The organism is Sporosarcina sp. So3-204 (genome assembly GCF_058068165.1).
In genome coordinates, this window is the sequence record NZ_CM176485.1 from 1,739,128 (window position 1) to 1,757,130 (window position 18,003).

15 protein-coding genes and 1 riboswitch are annotated in these 18,003 nt (G+C 36.5%); of the genes, 14 read left to right on the plus strand and 1 reads right to left on the minus strand.

Going from position 1 to position 18,003, the window contains the following annotated elements; translation table 11 throughout:
- The first annotated feature begins 299 nt into the window (after window positions 1–299).
- The 3 genes from AC3RV6_RS08475 to AC3RV6_RS08485 all read left to right on the plus strand — a co-directional run bounded on the left by AC3RV6_RS08475 (window position 300) and on the right by AC3RV6_RS08485 (window position 6,113).
- Window positions 300–2,393, plus strand: a complete 2,094-nt coding sequence (locus AC3RV6_RS08475; protein ID WP_489749007.1) for a DUF2339 domain-containing protein — start codon at window positions 300–302, stop codon at window positions 2,391–2,393.
- Window positions 2,394–2,962: 569 nt separating this feature from the next.
- Window positions 2,963–3,781 carry a hypothetical protein gene (locus AC3RV6_RS08480; RefSeq protein ID WP_489749008.1) on the plus strand — a complete coding sequence of 273 codons (819 nt, stop codon included), beginning with the start codon at window positions 2,963–2,965 and terminating at the stop codon, window positions 3,779–3,781.
- 199 nt (window positions 3,782–3,980) lie between these two features.
- Entirely contained in the window at window positions 3,981–6,113 is a 2,133-nt protein-coding gene (locus tag AC3RV6_RS08485) for a DEAD/DEAH box helicase (RefSeq protein ID WP_489749009.1), read from the plus strand.
- A gap of 130 nt (window positions 6,114–6,243) precedes the next feature.
- Here the strand turns inward: AC3RV6_RS08485 and AC3RV6_RS08490 are convergent, their stop codons facing one another.
- Window positions 6,244–7,272, minus strand: a complete 1,029-nt coding sequence (locus AC3RV6_RS08490) for an NADP-dependent oxidoreductase (protein WP_489749010.1) — start codon at window positions 7,270–7,272, stop codon at window positions 6,244–6,246.
- A gap of 230 nt (window positions 7,273–7,502) precedes the next feature.
- Here AC3RV6_RS08490 and AC3RV6_RS08495 point away from each other — a divergent pair, with 230 nt between their 5' ends.
- The 11 genes from AC3RV6_RS08495 (at window position 7,503) to AC3RV6_RS08545 (ending at window position 17,876) form a co-directional block, all read left to right on the plus strand.
- Window positions 7,503–8,519: an LLM class flavin-dependent oxidoreductase gene (locus AC3RV6_RS08495; RefSeq protein WP_489749011.1), complete on the plus strand. Its 1,017-nt coding sequence runs from the start codon at window positions 7,503–7,505 to the stop codon at window positions 8,517–8,519.
- Between the two features lie 173 nt (window positions 8,520–8,692).
- Window positions 8,693–8,796, plus strand: a riboswitch (TPP riboswitch).
- A gap of 228 nt (window positions 8,797–9,024) precedes the next feature.
- Entirely contained in the window at window positions 9,025–9,714 is a 690-nt protein-coding gene (gene tenA / locus AC3RV6_RS08500; RefSeq protein WP_489749222.1) for a thiaminase II, read from the plus strand.
- Between the two features lie 58 nt (window positions 9,715–9,772).
- Window positions 9,773–10,519 carry an ABC transporter ATP-binding protein gene (locus tag AC3RV6_RS08505; RefSeq protein ID WP_489749012.1) on the plus strand — a complete coding sequence of 249 codons (747 nt, stop codon included), beginning with the start codon at window positions 9,773–9,775 and terminating at the stop codon, window positions 10,517–10,519.
- A complete protein-coding gene (locus AC3RV6_RS08510; protein WP_489749013.1) occupies window positions 10,506–11,270 on the plus strand; it encodes an ABC transporter permease in 765 nt (254 codons plus the stop codon). Before AC3RV6_RS08505 ends, AC3RV6_RS08510 begins: the two co-directional genes overlap by 14 nt.
- Before the next feature lie 17 nt (window positions 11,271–11,287).
- Window positions 11,288–12,298, plus strand: coding sequence for an ABC transporter substrate-binding protein (locus AC3RV6_RS08515; protein WP_489749014.1), 1,011 nt, complete (start codon window positions 11,288–11,290; stop codon window positions 12,296–12,298).
- A gap of 725 nt (window positions 12,299–13,023) precedes the next feature.
- Window positions 13,024–13,782, plus strand: a complete 759-nt coding sequence (locus AC3RV6_RS08520; protein ID WP_489749015.1) for a hypothetical protein — start codon at window positions 13,024–13,026, stop codon at window positions 13,780–13,782.
- Window positions 13,783–13,994: 212 nt separating this feature from the next.
- Window positions 13,995–14,390 carry a hypothetical protein gene (locus tag AC3RV6_RS08525; RefSeq protein WP_489749016.1) on the plus strand — a complete coding sequence of 132 codons (396 nt, stop codon included), beginning with the start codon at window positions 13,995–13,997 and terminating at the stop codon, window positions 14,388–14,390.
- A gap of 491 nt (window positions 14,391–14,881) precedes the next feature.
- The gene (locus AC3RV6_RS08530; RefSeq protein WP_489749017.1) at window positions 14,882–15,163 is read left to right on the plus strand and encodes a hypothetical protein; all 282 of its coding nucleotides are present in this window, start codon (window positions 14,882–14,884) and stop codon (window positions 15,161–15,163) included.
- A 247-nt stretch (window positions 15,164–15,410) separates the two neighbouring features.
- Window positions 15,411–16,220, plus strand: a complete 810-nt coding sequence (locus AC3RV6_RS08535) for a hypothetical protein (protein WP_489749018.1) — start codon at window positions 15,411–15,413, stop codon at window positions 16,218–16,220.
- The gene (locus AC3RV6_RS08540; RefSeq protein ID WP_489749019.1) at window positions 16,217–17,476 is read left to right on the plus strand and encodes a replicative DNA helicase; all 1,260 of its coding nucleotides are present in this window, start codon (window positions 16,217–16,219) and stop codon (window positions 17,474–17,476) included. Before AC3RV6_RS08535 ends, AC3RV6_RS08540 begins: the two co-directional genes overlap by 4 nt.
- Window positions 17,445–17,876: a hypothetical protein gene (locus tag AC3RV6_RS08545; RefSeq protein ID WP_489749020.1), complete on the plus strand. Its 432-nt coding sequence runs from the start codon at window positions 17,445–17,447 to the stop codon at window positions 17,874–17,876. Before AC3RV6_RS08540 ends, AC3RV6_RS08545 begins: the two co-directional genes overlap by 32 nt.
- Window positions 17,877–18,003: the final 127 nt, after the last annotated feature.

Genomic DNA, 18,003 nt, shown 5'->3' on the forward strand with positions numbered 1-18,003 from the left:
GGGGGTTTTTTCTGTGCTTTTATCGGGTATTTCAATTGTTTGTCCCATACTTTTTTTGTGATTTTTGGGAGGGGTTTGGAGTTCCTGTGCAATGTTGGATTCTGAATATTTTACTGCATATGTACGTTTTAAGCAATACAGTTTTAAATGGTTTATTTCGTTTGACGCATCTCAATGTGATGTGGATTGAATAATTTGAATAATTCCTATTTCAATCTATGGTAAACTAGTGATTAATCTATAAATCACATCTTTTGTTATTTCAAGAATATAATTGTAGTAGAGAAGGCGGTGTGTTTGTGAATGAAAACAATGAAGACATCCTCAAAAGATTAGAGCAATTAGAAACAGAAATGAAGTTGTTGAAAAAACAGCAATTAGAATTGTTGGCTAAAACATCGGTTGTTAATGAACCTTGGAAATTTTCTCCGCCGAAGCCTAGAGTTGAAGAACAGATTACGGATCCAGAATTTACTAGACCAGTTGATAATGTTTATGTTGAAAAAACGATTAAAAAGCCTGTGGAGAAAAAAGAATTTAATCTTGAAAGGGCATTAGGCGTTTGGCTACCACGTGTGTTTATGTTCATTCTTTTACTAGGCGTTTTATGGGGTCTGAAGCTTGGTATGGATTACGGGATTGTGACGAATCCGGTGCGCATTGGGATGGGTTATGCAGGTACGGTACTGCTGTATTATCTTGGTATGAAGTATTACAATGGAAATAGCAGAGTTTTTGGATTGACGCTACTCGGCGGACTGATTACGTTAGGTATTTTGACGACATTTGCGGGACATCAGTTGTATGGGTATTTTAATTTTACTACCGCTTTCATTATAGGTGTAGCTTATATTGTCATCGGAGTTTTATTGTCTGAGAAGACAAAATCAGAAACTCTTACGATATTTTCAGCAATTGGTGGCTTTTTACTACCTTACTTACTTGAAGGTGAAGGTACCATGTCACTTCAATTTTGTGCTTATATTTTAATTTTGTTTTTATCATTATTTTATGTATCGCTTCGACAAAAGCAAAAATATACGTTTTATATTACGTTTCTATTATTCCACCTGACATTGGTCACTTATAGCTTACTAAATTTCGTCTCTTTTGATGAACCAATTGTTGTTGGGACAGTTTTAATACAGCATTTTGTGTTACTCTTCTTTTATTTAAAAGGGACCATATCAAGACATGTTTTTTCAGAAGCACTTATTTATTCGAACTTCGCTTTTGCTTTAGGTTGGATTAAGTTGCTAGAGGCCGATCAAGAAATTGTAGTCTATGGATTCTTGGCGTTTGTATATGTAGCAAATACGATTTATTTTTTCATGAAAAAAGACGCGTTACTAGGTAGCGTTCTTTCGGCAGTTTCTGTCTTTGCGCTTAGTGCATTTGTTTTTTCACTCAGTTTTGCGAATCATAACATTACGTTTCTTTTGTTACTTGTAAATGGTGCTGTAGGTTTATGGGTTGGGCTTCGTTTTAATACGATTAGAACGATTGTTACAAGTTCATTTATTTACGTATTGGCAGCGTGTACTGTCTTTTTCACAATCGAACTGACACGGTTTTATTCATTGGAACACGTGCTGTGGATGTTATTCTTAGTTACAGTGATTTTCATTTACTATTCACTCTACAAGTTCACTCCAACGTTTTTAAAAGGGAAAATAGAACGAATCGATCAAAGTCTTATTATCGGGCAAATCATTATCATGAATTATGTAATCCGATTGACTAGTCTTGCACTTCAAGATTCAGTTTTCCCAACTACGACAAATAGTCATGTCTTCGGGCTTGTATTAATCGTCACTTTAGTAGGGATGTTCTTTATTCACAAGTGGCAAAGAGGACGTTATGTAGCTCATGCTGTTATCATTCAGTTTTTTATATTAGGTGTAGGACTCCTTACTTTTAAACTATCAAATCGTTTTGATGAGTCGAATCATTTATTTAACCTTTCAGTAGAAATAATTTATGTTATTGTACTGACAGCGATGTTTATAGCTGTTATGAAAGAAAGGTTTTATTATAAATCAGCTAAGTTAATGAAGAAAATTCCTATACTAGCGCTTGTCATGCAAATCATTTTATTTTTATTCTTAAATAAATGGTATTTGGCAACCGCATCATTTTATGAGCTAGATTGGGAATACTTGTTATTAATACACACATTCTTGCTGTTTGCTTTTTCTTTTGCATCCATTAGCATTGGCAAAAAGATGATTTGGAGACATGTGAAATTAGCGGGTGCGTGGCTTATTGTTGTTTGTATTCTGAAGTTATTCTTTGTAGATTTAGGTAGTGTTTCGATAGTAGTGCGTGCGATTTTGTTTATAATTGTTGGTGTTGTTGGATTGATTTATTCAAAGACATTGTCTAAAGAATAACAGGATTTAAGGCGTCTGTGAAAATACAGATGCCTTATTGGTTGTTTTTGAAACTTTAATTAGATTTGGAGTGCCTGTACAACATTGAGTTCTGATTGGTTTGCTGCACAGCACAGTTTTATGAAGAAATTACCAGCTGTGTAACGCTAGTGGGCACGTTTTTGATAGCTGGCAATGCGTAATATTGAATTGAAAACCAAGTTCCTGGGGAAGGCTTGGTTTTTTCTAATGGAAGTAAATCTTTTAACTTACCTTTTTAGTATATTCAGTCTACTCGTGGTAGAATTACTAAGAATATACGTTCTTAGAATCGTGCTAAGTCTCTTAAATTTATTATGGAATTAATTATAAATGTGAATTGTTTTGACAGATCTGTAATAGGATTCAGAATTCTTCGTATTATATAGTTACTTTACAAAATAAAAAGGAACGCATGTACGAATGACATGAGTTCCTTTTCTCTGATACGCAAACGCATGTACGAATGACATGAGTTATACGTTTCTCAACTATTATATTCATTATTACTGGAATACATACATTTTGTCAAGGAAAGAAGGTGCTGACGCATGAAGGAAACGAAGGCGATGGACTTAATTATTTGTTTTGATGAGAGTGGCAAACAGAGCAAAGATCCCATCCAGTTAATGGGGGCAATTTGTATTCCACTTTCAATATATTATCATTCAGATTTTACTTCTTTACATCAGTTAAATCAAAAATATAACTTTCATTGGACTGATTATGGTGGTTATTCAAAAGACAGACAAGGAATAGAAGAATTGTTTAGTTTGGCATTGCCACTTGCACCGTATACCCAAATGAACTTTATTAACTATTCAAAATCAGCTCTGGATAACGAGGCTCGTGTATTTTCTAGAATTTATGATAGTAAACAATCAATTGTAAGTGATACGATATACACGAAGTTACCAGAACGGATTTGTTATGGATTATTACGCGGGTATGGCAAACACAATCATGTACAAGTAAAGATCTTTGTTGAAGATGCTACAGAATATCGATCTAAAAATCTAGCAATTAATCTGAAGCAGACATTGAATATCCATTCCTTATACAGAGGGGAGTCATTTATTATCACAGAATGTGATTATCGTTCCAAGGGGGAAGAGATTGGTGTAGAGATAATTGATTTACTTTTAGGAATGGTTAGTTTGATTTTAGATAATCCTGTTATGCCTGGAAATAAAAAGAAGGCGAAAATTAACTTGATTTTAAAGTTGCTTAAATATAATAAACTGCAACCTTTTCTCAATAACTTACGATTATTTCAATTAAAGAATTCAAATCAGTTAATTGAATCAAATGTAGAAGCAAGCATAAAGTTATTTATTGCAAGGAATTACGCAGGGTTTCTTTCTCTGTAATCCTTGTTTAATTCCCAAAATGTTTTGATAAGTTTTTACTGCAGAAGGTAAAAATTTTGTATGGTCTTACAATTCATTCCCGAATATTGTTGGGGAAATCTATAGGAATCCTTACTTTTAATGTGGTGTGCCTGTGCTACATTGAACTCTGAGTAGTTTTATGCACAGGCACTTCTAAATAATGAAAGGAAGAAGCTATGTGATCCAAATAAAAGCAGATGTTCTACAATTTAAGAGTGATTTGGATAGGATTCAAAGAAATCTTCAAGATTATACTGAGGAAAATTTTAATAGCAAAATAAAAGAGAATTGGGAACTGCTAAAATTTATTGCAGCGAGAGAACGCTTAAAAACAATGCCCGTTGACACGATTTCTACATTGGAAAAAGGAATATCCATTAACCGGTTAGTCAATGAAGGTTTTAAAACAATTTATGACATTAGAAATGAAGAGATAAAGGATTTAATGAGAATAGATGGAATTGGTGAAATAGGTGCCCGTGCGATAAATGAAGCGGCTTTAAAAATTATTGACTCTGTCTATGGAGAATCTGTACCAAAGATGAATCCTGATCATTTATCTACACAAGATTTAGCGCTGTTGGAAAGTATTTATCGAAAATGGAAGCTTTCAGATGCAGTACTATCTTTAAATGTAGAGATTAACACGTTGGTTCAACAAGTAGGAAATGAAATTGAAATTGCGAAAAGAAAAAAAGGTTTATTGGGACGTCTTTTTCAGTCGAAAGTTGAAAAGGAAAAAGTAGAACTTGCGATTACGACTTTAAATCAAGAAGTGCATCAAGTAACTTTACGCAATGTGAAAGAGCGACATATACACATTCTTCAATTTGCTGTCAATCCAGATGAACTAAAAAACCATTTCGTTGAAAAAAATGCTGCCTATTATACTGAAATTGAAAAGGTAATTGGTTTTGATGCTACTAGGATTGCGGAAGATTTGCCAAATGAAATCATAGAGGAAATTGAATCGTTTCCTTTAGATACAACAGGGATGAAAATAGACCTGCGGCATTATCAGACGTTCGGTACGAAGTATGCTTTACATTATAAACGCACTTTACTTGGAGATGAAATGGGGCTTGGAAAAACGATACAAGCATTGGCGCTCATCAATCACTTATTCCAAAATGATGAGATGCATTCAATTGTTGTTTGTCCTTTAAGCGTATTGGCGAACTGGAAAAGAGAAATTGAACTCCATTCAAATTTAAAAACTTTTATTTTCCATGGTAATCAACGAGATTTGGCATTTATGAAGTGGCAAGAAGAACATGGTGTTTTACTAACGACGTATGAACAAACTTTTCATTTAGATAAAAAAGATCTGACAATTAACTCGCTTATTGTCGATGAAGCACATTATATTAAAAATCCAGAAGCGAAACGTTCAAAAAGTGTTTATCAATTGGTGAACTTATCGGATTATGTTTTATTCATGAGTGGAACCCCACTTGAAAATAGACTAGAAGAAATGAAGCAGTTAATCGCGGTTCTGCAACCTGGGATTGCAGAATTATTATCAAAAGAGCTTCACTTATTACACCCGACAGAATTCAGTAAAACTGTTGCGCCTGTTTATTTACGAAGAAACAGAAAAGATGTATTGAAGGAATTACCTGAATTAGAAATTATTCCGCAGTGGGTAGATTTTGGGGAAAAGGAAGCATTGGCATACAGACATGCCGTTAATGATGGGAAAATAATGTTAATGCGACGTGCTGCCTGGTTAGGAGGAACACCGGAAACATCGCCAAAACTTCAAATGTTACTTAATATATGTGAGGAAGCTTATGAGAATGGACATAAAGTTTTGGTGTTCTCATTTTTTAGAGATGTTATTCGAACAGTGGAAAGTCATTTGAAAGGAAGAACATTTGAACCAATTACTGGGGATGTGCCGAATGAAAGAAGACAAGACATTATCGATGAATTTACAAAAGCAGATCCTGGAGCAGTTTTAATTAGCCAAATCACTGCGGGCGGTGTCGGTTTAAATATTCAGGCAGCCAATATCGTCATTTTATGTGAACCACAGTGGAAGCCTTCAATCGAAGAACAAGCGATTAGTCGAGCATATCGAATGGGGCAGTCACGAAATGTTGTTGTTTATCGCCTGCTTACAGAGGAGAGTATCGATGTAAGTATGTTGGAATTACTTAAACAAAAAGCTGGGTTATTTGATTTATATGCGAGAGAGTCCGAAGTAGGATTGCTCACTTTAAATGATAGTAACGACGTAGAAGATGAGTCACTTAAACAGAAAGTATTAAGGCTAGAGAAGGAACGATTGAAGCATAAGGTTGGATAATGATGTGCGTTGGAAACTATTCTGAATTGTGTTGGAGTTGTGTCTTGCACAGGCACCTTTTAAAAGTAGCGCCAATTCACATCCTAATGGGTGCTAACTTGGCGCTTCTTTTCATTAACAATTTTGTATTTTAAAGCACGGCAACTTCAGGGTCTGCGACTTTTACAAGTAATTTACCGAGGTTTGTTCCTTGGAACAGACCTAGAAAAGCATCGGGAATATTTTCAAATCCTTCAACAATTGTTTCCTCATATTTCAGTTTTCCTTCAGACAACCATTGTCCTAAGTCAGTAGCTGCAGTGTTAAAATCAGCTGCATAGTCACCAACTGTAAATCCTTTCATCAGTGCGCTTGTTTTAATCATCGTCGATTGCATTCGTGGTCCGACATCTTGAACTTCTTTATTATAAGAAGAAATTGCACCACATAGCGGGACTCGAGCGAATTTATTTAAATGCGAAAATACAGCATCTGTTACTTCACCGCCAACGTTGTCATAATAAATATCAACGCCATGCGGCAAAGCATTTTTCAAATCATCTTTAAAACTGTCTTTTTTATAATTTACTGCAGCATCAAAACCGAGTTCTGTAATTAAATAATCGATTTTTTCATCGGTTCCTGCGATACCGACTACTTTCGCACCTTTTAATTTGGCGATTTGACCAACAACAGTCCCGACTGCTCCTGCAGCTCCTGACACGACAACTGTTTCACCTTTTTTAGGCTTACCGATATCGAGAAGTCCGAAATAAGCTGTTATGCCAGGCATACCGAGAATTCCTAAATGTGTCGACACTGGCGCAACCTTTGGGTCAACTTTCCTTATGGCCTTCTCGGATGCAGCTGTATATTCTGCCCAATTGAGATTACCTGTCACTACATCACCGCGTTTGAATGCATCGGATTTCGATTCGATCACTTCACCGACAACACCGCCTGTGATTACTTCATCCAGTTGAAAAGGTGGAATGTAAGATTTCGCATCTATCATACGTCCCCTCATATACGGATCGACAGACAGATAGAGTGTCCTAACTAAAACTTCAGTTTCTGCAAGTACTGGAATTGGCTTTTTTATAAAATTAAAGTCCGTTGTCGTTGGCATTCCCTTTGGACGGCTAGCTAAATGGATTTCTTGTTGTGTTGTTTCATTCATATTATAATCCTCCTAGAGTGTATTCTGTGCAATGTAGTCAAATTAGCTTTATACTTACTTAAAGTAAGTATAAATTAAGCGTACTATTCATATTCTTTCTTGTCAATTTTTAGTAGAATATTTGTAGTACAACATTGAATGCTGAATAAGTTGCTGCACAGGAACACTTTTTAAGGAAACATGGATGTGCTTCAGATGATGAATCATTCAACAATAGAGGAGTGGGTACAATGATTAGGGAGCATGCGAAGAAATTTAACGGCATACCATTGTCGGTGTTAGATTTAGCAATGATTAATGAAGGAAGCGATGCAGGACAGTCGTTTAAAAATAGTGTGAATCTCGCGCAATATGTTGAAAGTTGGGGTTTTAATAGGTACTGGTTGGCGGAACACCACAATATGCCGGGCATAGCAAGTTCTGCGACATCCGTAATTATGGGGCATATTGCAGGTGCGACGAAAGAAATACGTATCGGGTCGGGCGGAATTATGCTGCCGAATCACGCGCCACTAGTAATCGCAGAACAGTTCGGTACTTTGGATGCACTATATCCCGGCAGAATCGACCTTGGAATTGGTCGTGCGCCGGGGAGTGATCAAGCAACTGCCTATGCACTCCGTCGTACACTTAATAATGGATCGGACCAATTTCCAGAACAGCTTGCAGAACTGCGTACATATTTTGCGGATGATCCGACATTGCGTGTGAGAGCGGTGCCTGGTGGCGGTGCAGACATTCCAATTTGGCTTCTTGGTTCAAGTGATTTCAGTGCGCGATTGTCTGCGGAACTCGGTTTACCGTTTTCGTTTGCAAGTCATTTTGCACCTCAATTTGCGCTACAAGCTTTGCAAATTTATCATCAGAATTTTAAACCTTCCAAAGATTTAAAAGAGCCGTATGTCATGATGGGAATTAGTTTAGTAACTGCGGATACAGATGAAGATGCACTTTATTTAGCGACTTCTATGCAACAGCATTTTTTAAACTTGCGAAAAGGAGTTCCGACACAAATCAAACCGCCATTAGAAGATAAAAATGCAACGTGGTCTTCATTTGAACAAGCTGCGGTATCTCAAATGCTAGAATCTCCGTCAACGATTGTAGGCAGTCCAGAAACAGCAAAACTGAAGCTAGAAGCATTTCTTCAAGCGACAAAAGCCGATGAGTTTATTGTGAGCTCTGGCACATTTAGCCATGCGGCAAGACTTCGTTCGTATGAAATACTTGGGGCAATGATGGATTAATGTTAAGTGCATGTGTATAGCTAGTAGATTGTCTTGAATGAGAAAGAATTAACTGACCATATTTATTGCTGTTTGTTTAAGAGTTCCTTCTAAACTGACAAAATGGTTGTATTTTTCTTGTTTTGTGATAATCTAAAGTAGTAATCAGTTCTTCATATGTTTACCAATTGAATATTTTTTGCTAGGGGGGCCTGAGTAGGCTGAGACACATCGATGATGTAAACCCTTTGAACCTGATCTAGTTAGTACTAGCGTAGGGAAGCAGCTGACACCCTACAATCAGGTTTTTTTATAGTGTAGACAACGGCCGCTTTCCGATCATGGAAGGCGGTTTTTATATTGCCTAAAATAACGATAAAAACTGGGGGACTTGGATGATTTAGATACAGAGTATTGTTTCTAGATTAATAGGCGGACGTAAAGAGGAATTCGTTGGGGTGGTAACTCAATGATGAAAGAACGCGAAAAAAGAATGACTATTAAAACTACACAGGAGGAATTAAACATGACAATTACAAAAACGAAAAAATTTACTGATAGGCTATTTGAAAATGCACAACCGATTTGGGAGAAAAGTCATATGCACCCATTCGTTCAGGAGATTGGAAAAGGAACGCTTTCAGAAGATAAGTTTATCTATTATATGAAACAGGATTATGTGTATTTGGTCGACTACTCAAAGTTATTTGCTGTAGGTGTGCAAAAATCCTTAGATTTAGAAATGATGCAGAGCTTTTCAAAAACATTGAACGATACCATTCATTTTGAAATGGACTTACATCGTGCGTTTGCTGCAGAGTTTGGTATTTCGAACGAAGAACTTGAAGCAACTGAACCAACGCCTACGAATCTAGCCTATACACGTTATATGTTAAACGTTGCACAAAATGGTTCTTTAGTTGAACTCGTCTCTTGTTTACTACCATGTGCTTGGGATTACTGGGAAATAGGAAAGCTTCTAAGAGCGCAATACGGTGATCAAATGGAGACGAATAAGTATGCAAAATGGGTTGATACGTACGATTCAGAGGAGTTTGCGGCGGGAGCAAAATGGTTAATTGAGCTGATGGATCAGTTGACAGAAGGAAAACCAGAACGTGAACTTGCTCAAATTGAGAAACACTTCCAAATGGCATCAAAATATGAATATCTGTTTTGGAAAATGAACTATACAAAAGAAGAATGGCCAATCTGAAAAACAATCGACATCCTTTTATCTAGTCGTAATTAATCTTGGAAATGGAGGCGGAAAAATGACCCTTGTTCTAAAAGATGTCTCCTATTCATTTATGAATGAAAATAAAGAACGAAATCAAGTGTTAACCAGCTTTAATTTAACCATTTGTCAAGGGGAGTTCGTCTCGATGATTGGTAAAAGTGGCTCGGGAAAAAGTACGATTTTAAGGTTGATCACGGGCCTTCTTCATCCAGAAGAAGGCACTATTTCCGTGAATGGCAAGTTCATTGAAATGGGGGATGTGGGCTATATGCCACAACGTGATCTTCTTCTTCCATGGCGCACAATTATTGACAATATTATGATTGCGGGCGAAGTGCAAAAAGGATTGACGATTACGAAAGAAAAAGCTAGAAGCTGGTTAGATAGCGTTGGTCTTTTGGAATATGAAAATGCCTTCCCAAAAGAGTTATCAGGTGGTATGCGACAAAGAGCGGCTTTTGTACGAACGCTTTTAACCGGAAAAGAAGTGCTGTTACTGGATGAACCTTTCGGCGCTCTTGATGCCCTAACTAAAAAGGAAATGCAGTCTTGGCTCTTGTCAATTTGGCAGGAACTTGATCAAACGATCTTATTTATTACGCATGATCTGGAAGAGGCTGTGTATATGAGTGATCGAATTGTTCTACTTTCAACAAATCAATCTCTAGAAGAAATCCCAGTAGATTTACCACGTCCAAGAACAATAGAAATGCGACACGCAACAAAATTAGTCCTCCTGAGACAGGAATTGGAGAATAAGATTGCCTATGGTCAGGATTAAAAAGTGGTTGCAATCCTATGCGCTTTTCATTGTTTCAGTATGTATTGTTCTTTTAATAGTGGAGTTGATTGTCCATAAAGGGTTAGTACCGGCCTATATTATTCCAGCTCCATCAAATGTTGTAATTGCGATTTATAGTAACTGGAGACCACTAATCCTTTTGCATTTAAGTGCAACGATGCTAGAATTCGGAATTGGATTTGCGATATCTCTTATTGGTGGAGTCGGTTTGGCGGTAAGCATGTTCTTTTCGAAAACAATGGAAAAACTTATCTATCCGGCTGTGCTTATATCGCAAACAATCCCAATTATTGCCTTGTCGCCAATATTTGTACTTTGGTTTGGCTACACAATTTGGAGTAAAGTCGCGGTCACCGTTCTTATTTCTTTTTTTCCTATAGTTGTCGGAACCTTTGATGGTTTACGTTCAACAGATAAAGAATATGTCGAATTGTTTCGTTCAATGGGTACTAACAAATGGCACTTATTTATAAAGCTTCATTTCCCAGCAGCTTTACCTTCCTTTTTCTCAGGGTTAAAAATTGCGATTGTTTCCGCTTTAATCGGCGCAACAATTGGTGAGTGGCTAGGTGCTAGTGAAGGGCTTGGCTATTATAGCCGTAGAATGTCAGGAGATTTAAATGCAGAAGGTGTGTTTGCTGCAATTACACTGTTGTCAATTGTTGGGATGTTATTATTTGGTTTTGTTTCTCTTTTAGAAAAACGTTTTTTACGATGGAAAAATGAATAAATGGGGAGTCGGAAAAAATGAAGAAGAAGTCTTGGTTATTTCAAATAGCTATTATAGTATTCGTCGTTATATTAGCAGGTTGTTCGCAAAAAGAAAATAGCGGCAGTGCAGAAGAAAAAGAATTAGAAGATCTAACAATTATGCTTGATTGGTATCCAAATGCAGTTCACTCGGGTATTTATTTTGCGAAAGAAAAAGGTTATTTTGAAGATGAGGGATTAAATGTCACGATCGAAATGCCGGCTGAAACAAATGACCCACTCAAGCTTGCGGCTACTGGAAAAGTAGATTTAGCGATTAGTTATCAGATGCAAGTCGCTCTTGCAAGAAATGAAGATATTCCAGTTGTTTCTCTTGCTGCTGTTGTTCGTCATTCTCTAGACGGGATTATGTTCAAGAAAGAAAGTGGGATTTTATCTCCAAAAGATTTGGAAGGTAGAAAAGTAGGTTATTCATCTTCATCAATTAGTGAAGCTGTCGTGAATACAATGATGAAAACAGATGGCGGCGACCCGAGTAAAGTGAAGATGGTGGATGTAGGTTGGGATCTAATGCCTGCCATTACAACTGACAACGTGGATGCCGTAACGAGTGCCTATAGTAACCACGAACTCGTTATATTAAAAAAAGAAGGTCATGACATGGTTATGATAGAACCTTCTGATTATGGTGTTCCTGAGAATTATGAGTTAGTCCTCGTTACTGGAGAAGATACGTTGAAAAAGAAGAAAGCTTCATTTGAAGGATTTTGGCGAGCAATGACAAAAGGACAGGCTGCCGTAACTGAAAATCCTGAAGCAGCTTTACAAGTATTATTAGATCACGAAGAAGATAGCTTCCCTTTAGATAAAGAAGTTGAGATGCAAAGTTTAGAAGTGTTATTGCCTTTAATGAATTCCGAGGACCTTCCATTTGGTTATCAGGAAGAAGAGAGTTGGAATGGTGTAATTGATTGGCTTTTCGATGTTGACATTATTAAGGGAAAGTTCGACGCAAAAGAAGCCTATGAAAATATTATGTCAAAGTAAGTTAATTTTGAGTGCTTGTGTAACATAGAATTCTGAATACTTTGTTGCATAAGTACGTTTTTTTCATTCGCTGCTAATCAAATTCAATGGTGTAGATGCTTGAAACAATCGTTATTTTCCTTTGTGGTTAAAATAGCTATTCAGACAACATTTCGCTAGTATCATTTTTTGGCAACAGCCCTTGTGATGGAAGGATTAACTTGTAAAAGTTCAGTTGATAGATTGCGAAGAATCGCACCTAACGAATTAGTTTTAAAAGGATTTCGGAACCAAATTCCAATTATGTGGTCTTGGCAAGGAAACATTTATAGAGAATTGACTCACCTGATACCAATTTTAAAAAGCTAATGACTGCTAAATTCTAGGCAGTCATTAGCTTTTTTAATATATTTTAAATGCGGTGTAACAATGGATTCTGAATACTTTTACGCACAGGCACGTTTTTAAGACCCGTTCAGTTGAGCGGTACAAAAGTTAAAATAAAATGTCAATTAACATCGCAGTACCTTAGTGGTGCTAATTGGCATTTCATTTTTTGAAAAAGGATTTTTATGGTAACTCTGGTATAATTATATTAGAGTATAAAAAAGCTTGCATGTTCAACAATAGAGCCACTTTTAAGAATAAGACCTTTCGAACAATCGGGCAGGTTAGTTGAATAAGGAACTTCGAATCTCTTCATTAAATTTTTTAAAAATTATATTTTAAAATTAGGGAGTGTTAATGTGGGTGTTTGGGGAGTAGCAATACTATCAGATGATATAGCTGTAGATGTTAGCTTTAGATATAAGGATTTATTGGGAGAAAATTATTCGAGTGAAGAAGCAAGTAAAATAGTAATTGAAGAATTTCAAAATGAGTTAGATGGTGAAGAAATTACTGCCTTTTGGTTGTCATTCGCTTTAATACAATGGAAATTAGGGAGACTTCAAGAGGAAGTTAAAAATAAAGCAATTGAAATTATTGATAGTGGTGTTGACCTTGAACGTTGGGAAGAAGACCCTAAATTAAATAAGAAACGTGAAGCTGTTCTCCTGAAACTAAAAGAACAATTACATTCCCCACAACCACAAGCTAAAAGAGTTCCAAAGAGGTTTGTAACGGATACATTTTTAAGAGCTGGTGATGCAATTAGCTATGAATTAGTATCAGGGGATTTTATTATCCTTAAGGTCATCGGCGTTATTGAACAAGGGACTGGGGACAAATATCCTCTTTTTGAAATATGTGATTGGAGAGGGAAAGAGATTCCTTCAAAAAAACAAATTAATGAATTAGAATTAAAAAAATGGACGTGGGAAAATGGGGATCAAGAGTTAAACGCATTAGCTATTTTCCCTGCTGGTAAAAGAGATAACCCAATAAAAAGAGTACAAGTCGTAGCAGAAGGCGTAAGAATCGTATTGGATATGGAAGCATCGATCGTCGCATTAACTTGGAAAGCATTGGATGATAATTTAAAGGAGTTTTACCATTATAAATAATTTAAGAGGGAAACTCATTAGCCTATTTTATATTAATTATAATATCTTGAATAATAATACTTAATCTAAAGGGTGCGATACTGTAACAAGGATTTGCACCCTTTTTCTATAATGGGGCTAGAATACAAGCATTGACTTTATTAATTTCGCTTTTCAGATGAGATTTTTACAATTATTAGGACAAATTTTGATATGGAAGGACAAGATAATATATGACTGCGTTCAGTTTTTGTGTACTGCCTAAAAAAAGCTCACTGATTGAGAAAGATAGATTTAATAAACATTCATTTGTTAAAAAGGAAGGTAACTTTTATATTTTTGCTCGTCAACAAACAGATGGCTTAGTAGAAGGCAAAAGTATAAGTAGCGATTATTTTAATTTCATTAATTCGATATCGAGTGAGATGGAATCACCCATATACATTTTAGTGAAAGAACTTAAAAATAAAGAAAGCGAAAACGACTTCTCTATTACAAAACATTTTAATTCTAAAGGAATTATAGATAGTGAGAAGGTTTTAGTTTTAAATAAAGATAGCTTAATATTTTATAATTCATTGTATATATTTCCTTTTATCCAAGATGAATTTACACATAAACGATTTTGATGTAAAAATCATAGCTGTACTAATATATTCAGGACTCGGCTGCAATTAAAGAATAAAGGCTATGCTTCAATCGGGCTACTTTATAGAATTGAGGAAGGTAAATGAAGTTTTTTAAACGTATGAATAAAAAAGAAATAATGAATAGTAAAAGAGCAGCTATACTAGGATTTTACACGTATATGCTGATATCGGCTATTAACTATTTTTCTTATTTATTGATGGAAAAAGATTTATTCACTTCACCTATAATTTTCTGGAGTGGATTAATAGTTTGCTTTGGATACGATGCTTTTTTGAATCTTAAAGACAAAAGAAACTCTGGCTATAAGAGTCCAGGTAGTTGAATATAGCTTTGCTAATAAATCGGGGAAATTCTGTAAAAAGGAATTGCCTTTGATCTACATAAGGGTCATTTTTGCAATTATGAAACTATTTACTATCTCGTTCCGTCTTAATTAATAAGAATTATTTGTGTAGATGGAGGTATAATTATGTGGTTAATATTAGGACCTATCGCAATAATAGCAACTTGTATAAATCTTTATATGTATGGAACAGGCAAAGATTATAAATTGGCAATGGCGTTAGGATTATCATTTACAGCAGTAACACTTTGTGTAGAATACAGTCTTGTATCGGAGTGGGTAAAAAGGGAAGATTGGTCAGCTTTAGGGGAAGTACCTAACTTTGAAAGGGTATTATGGTTTTTGACAATTTTTTCTATCTTACTAAATATAGCACCTATACTTTTAGAACGAAAAGGTAAGAAATAGATTTGGAGTGCTTGTGTAACATAGGATTTTAAATAGTTTACTGTACAGGCACGTTTTTTACACACGAAATAATCTCGAAAAACCGCCCAAACTCACTTCAGAGTTAGGCGGTTTTTTTCGTTCCATCCATATAATAAATCTCCCTGCAAATAAATATTTAACGAGAAGTATCCTTTTTCGATTTTTCTCTCTATATAAGAGGTAAGACGGGTGTTCATAAAAATAAAACAAAACGGGGGGAATTCGGATGGTTCAAGGCTGGATAAAATTACACAGAGAAATATTAGAAAAACCGATATGGACAGAGGCGACTGCGGAGCAAAAGGTGCTGCTAGTGACGTTATTGATGATGGCGAATCATGATGAAAAACAGTGGGAGTGGAAAGGCATGAAATTTACTGCTTGCCCAGGTCAACTCGTAACTTCTTTACCGGCTTTGGTGCAAAAATGCGGTAAAGATTGCAGCATCCAGAAAATTCGAACGGCATTAAAAAGATTTGCGAAGTACGGATTTCTAACAGAGGAATCAACACCTCATAATCGACTCATAACCATTGTAAACTGGGGGTTTTATCAAGGGAAAGAGGAAACGCTAACAGATGTTCCAACAGACGAGCAACAGACGCCTAACAGACGGGTAACAGCTAACAAGAATGTTAAGAATGAAAAGAATGAAAAGAAAAGTAATAGTCGCAAACAAGTTTACGACGAGACCTCTATTTTTTATCAACTTACCTTAGCGCTCGATGCAGAAATCCAAATGAATCATCCGGAAAGAACTGAACCAAATCTGCAGAAATGGGCAAATGATTTCAGGTTGATTGTCGAGCGGGATAAACGCACGATTGAACAGATTAGGCATTTGTTGAACTGGGCTGGACGTCATTCGTTCTGGCACTCTGTTATCCTTTCGCCAACATCCATTCGTCGCAATTGGGACAAGATGGTTTCTCAAGTGAAACTAGAACATGGTGTGGGGAAGAAACAAAATCATACTATCAGAAAAAAATCAGTGGAAGAATTCGCGCTGGATCTCACGCAAGGTGAACGCCTATGATTGCGGAAAAAGCAGTGCTTGGTTCGATGATGAAAGAAAATTATTTAATCGTGGAATCAGGTCTTATTGCATCCCAATTTACAGACTCAACAAACCGGATGATTTTTCAGTCGATGTCAGAGCTTCGAACGGCTGGTAAAGCTGTTGATATTATCACACTGCTTACGACGTATAGTCCGCAAGATTTAGGCGGAGCAAATTACTTAAATGATCTTTCGAATTATGCCCATATTGACAAGTTCGATGATCACGTGAACGCGTTGCTCGACGTTTGGCGAGACCGTGAAAAGAAAAATGTGTTGCAGATTTCTGCGCTTGAGGATTGGACGATTGATAGAATTACGACTGAACTTGCGGCTCTAACGGATAATCGAGTGAATGATCATTCTGCTATTTCGTCTCTTCTTATTGATATTTATGAAGATCCGTTTACAGAAAAAGAAATCAAAGACGGTGCACCTTCAGGAATTGTTAAGTTAGATGAAATGACAAATGGCTTCAGAGATGGCGAGTTAATCATATTAGCAGCTAGACCGTCCATGGGGAAATCGGACGTGATGCTTCATATCGCGAAGGAATCTGGCTGGAAAGGTTATTTACCGATGATCTTTTCGCTTGAAATGTCCAGTACAAGTTTACGTGATCGTCTCATCGCATCAACAGGTCGATTTTCGAGAAGTCGAATGAGAGACCCTTTTAATATGTTAACGGAGCGACAAAAAGAAGATTGGCCGAAAGCTATCGGGTTGTTGAGTGAAACAAAGATTCAGATTTTCGATCGCAGCAGACAAACGGTTTCAGAAATGCGCATGAAAATACGTAAAATGATGAGTGAATATCCAGGTTTAAAACCGCTCATTTTAATCGACTATTTAACGTTAATCAATTGCAATGAAAATAAGCATAATATGCATTTGCAAGTGTCTAGTATAACGAAAGAGTTAAAAAGCGTTGCACGTGAGTTTAATTGTCCTGTCATCACATTGGCGCAGCTAAGTCGTTTGGTAGAACAAAGGCATGACAAGCGTCCAATGATGGCTGACTTGCGTGAATCCGGGTCAATCGAAGAAGATGCTGATGTCATTGTATTTTTATACCGTGATGCCTATTACACAAAAGATGAAAGCGATAATGCGATGGAACTGATTGTTTCAAAAAACCGTAATGGTCCAGTCGGTACGGCCATTGCGATTTACAATAAATTCACTGGGGAGGTTTTAAATCGTGGGACAAGTGGTGAAAGAGCTATTAAATGACGCAGTTACGCATGACGAACCATTTTTGGCACATGCCATTTACTACGCGGTGCAAAATTCGTTGGTGAAACTGGATGAGCCAGCAAGTATGATTCCTTATGATCAATTGAATTATGAAGTGATTCTAAAAATGCGTGATGAAAACACATTGAAGATGTGCAGTGTGAAGCTATTTATCGTCCCCATGCGAGCGAAAAGATTCGCGCTCTATCTAGCAGAAAAAGAACATGAAGCACGGGCGGAACATCACAGAGTGTACGGTGAAATTGCCATGAGCATTAGAGACATCAGTGACAAAATGGATACTACAATTTATTGTGAAGATATAAAAAAGTGGCAGTCTTTCCGCGACTTAAAGCGTCAAGTCCTCCAGTTTCCGTATTTTGCAGGGGAAATGTGAAACTCCTACAGATGGAGAGGCAGCTCTTGCTACTACGAAATGGATTTGGAGTGCATAATTGAATTCTGAAGAGTTTTCTGCAAAGGCACCTTTTTTATCCAATGTATAATTTTTAGAATTAAAGGTT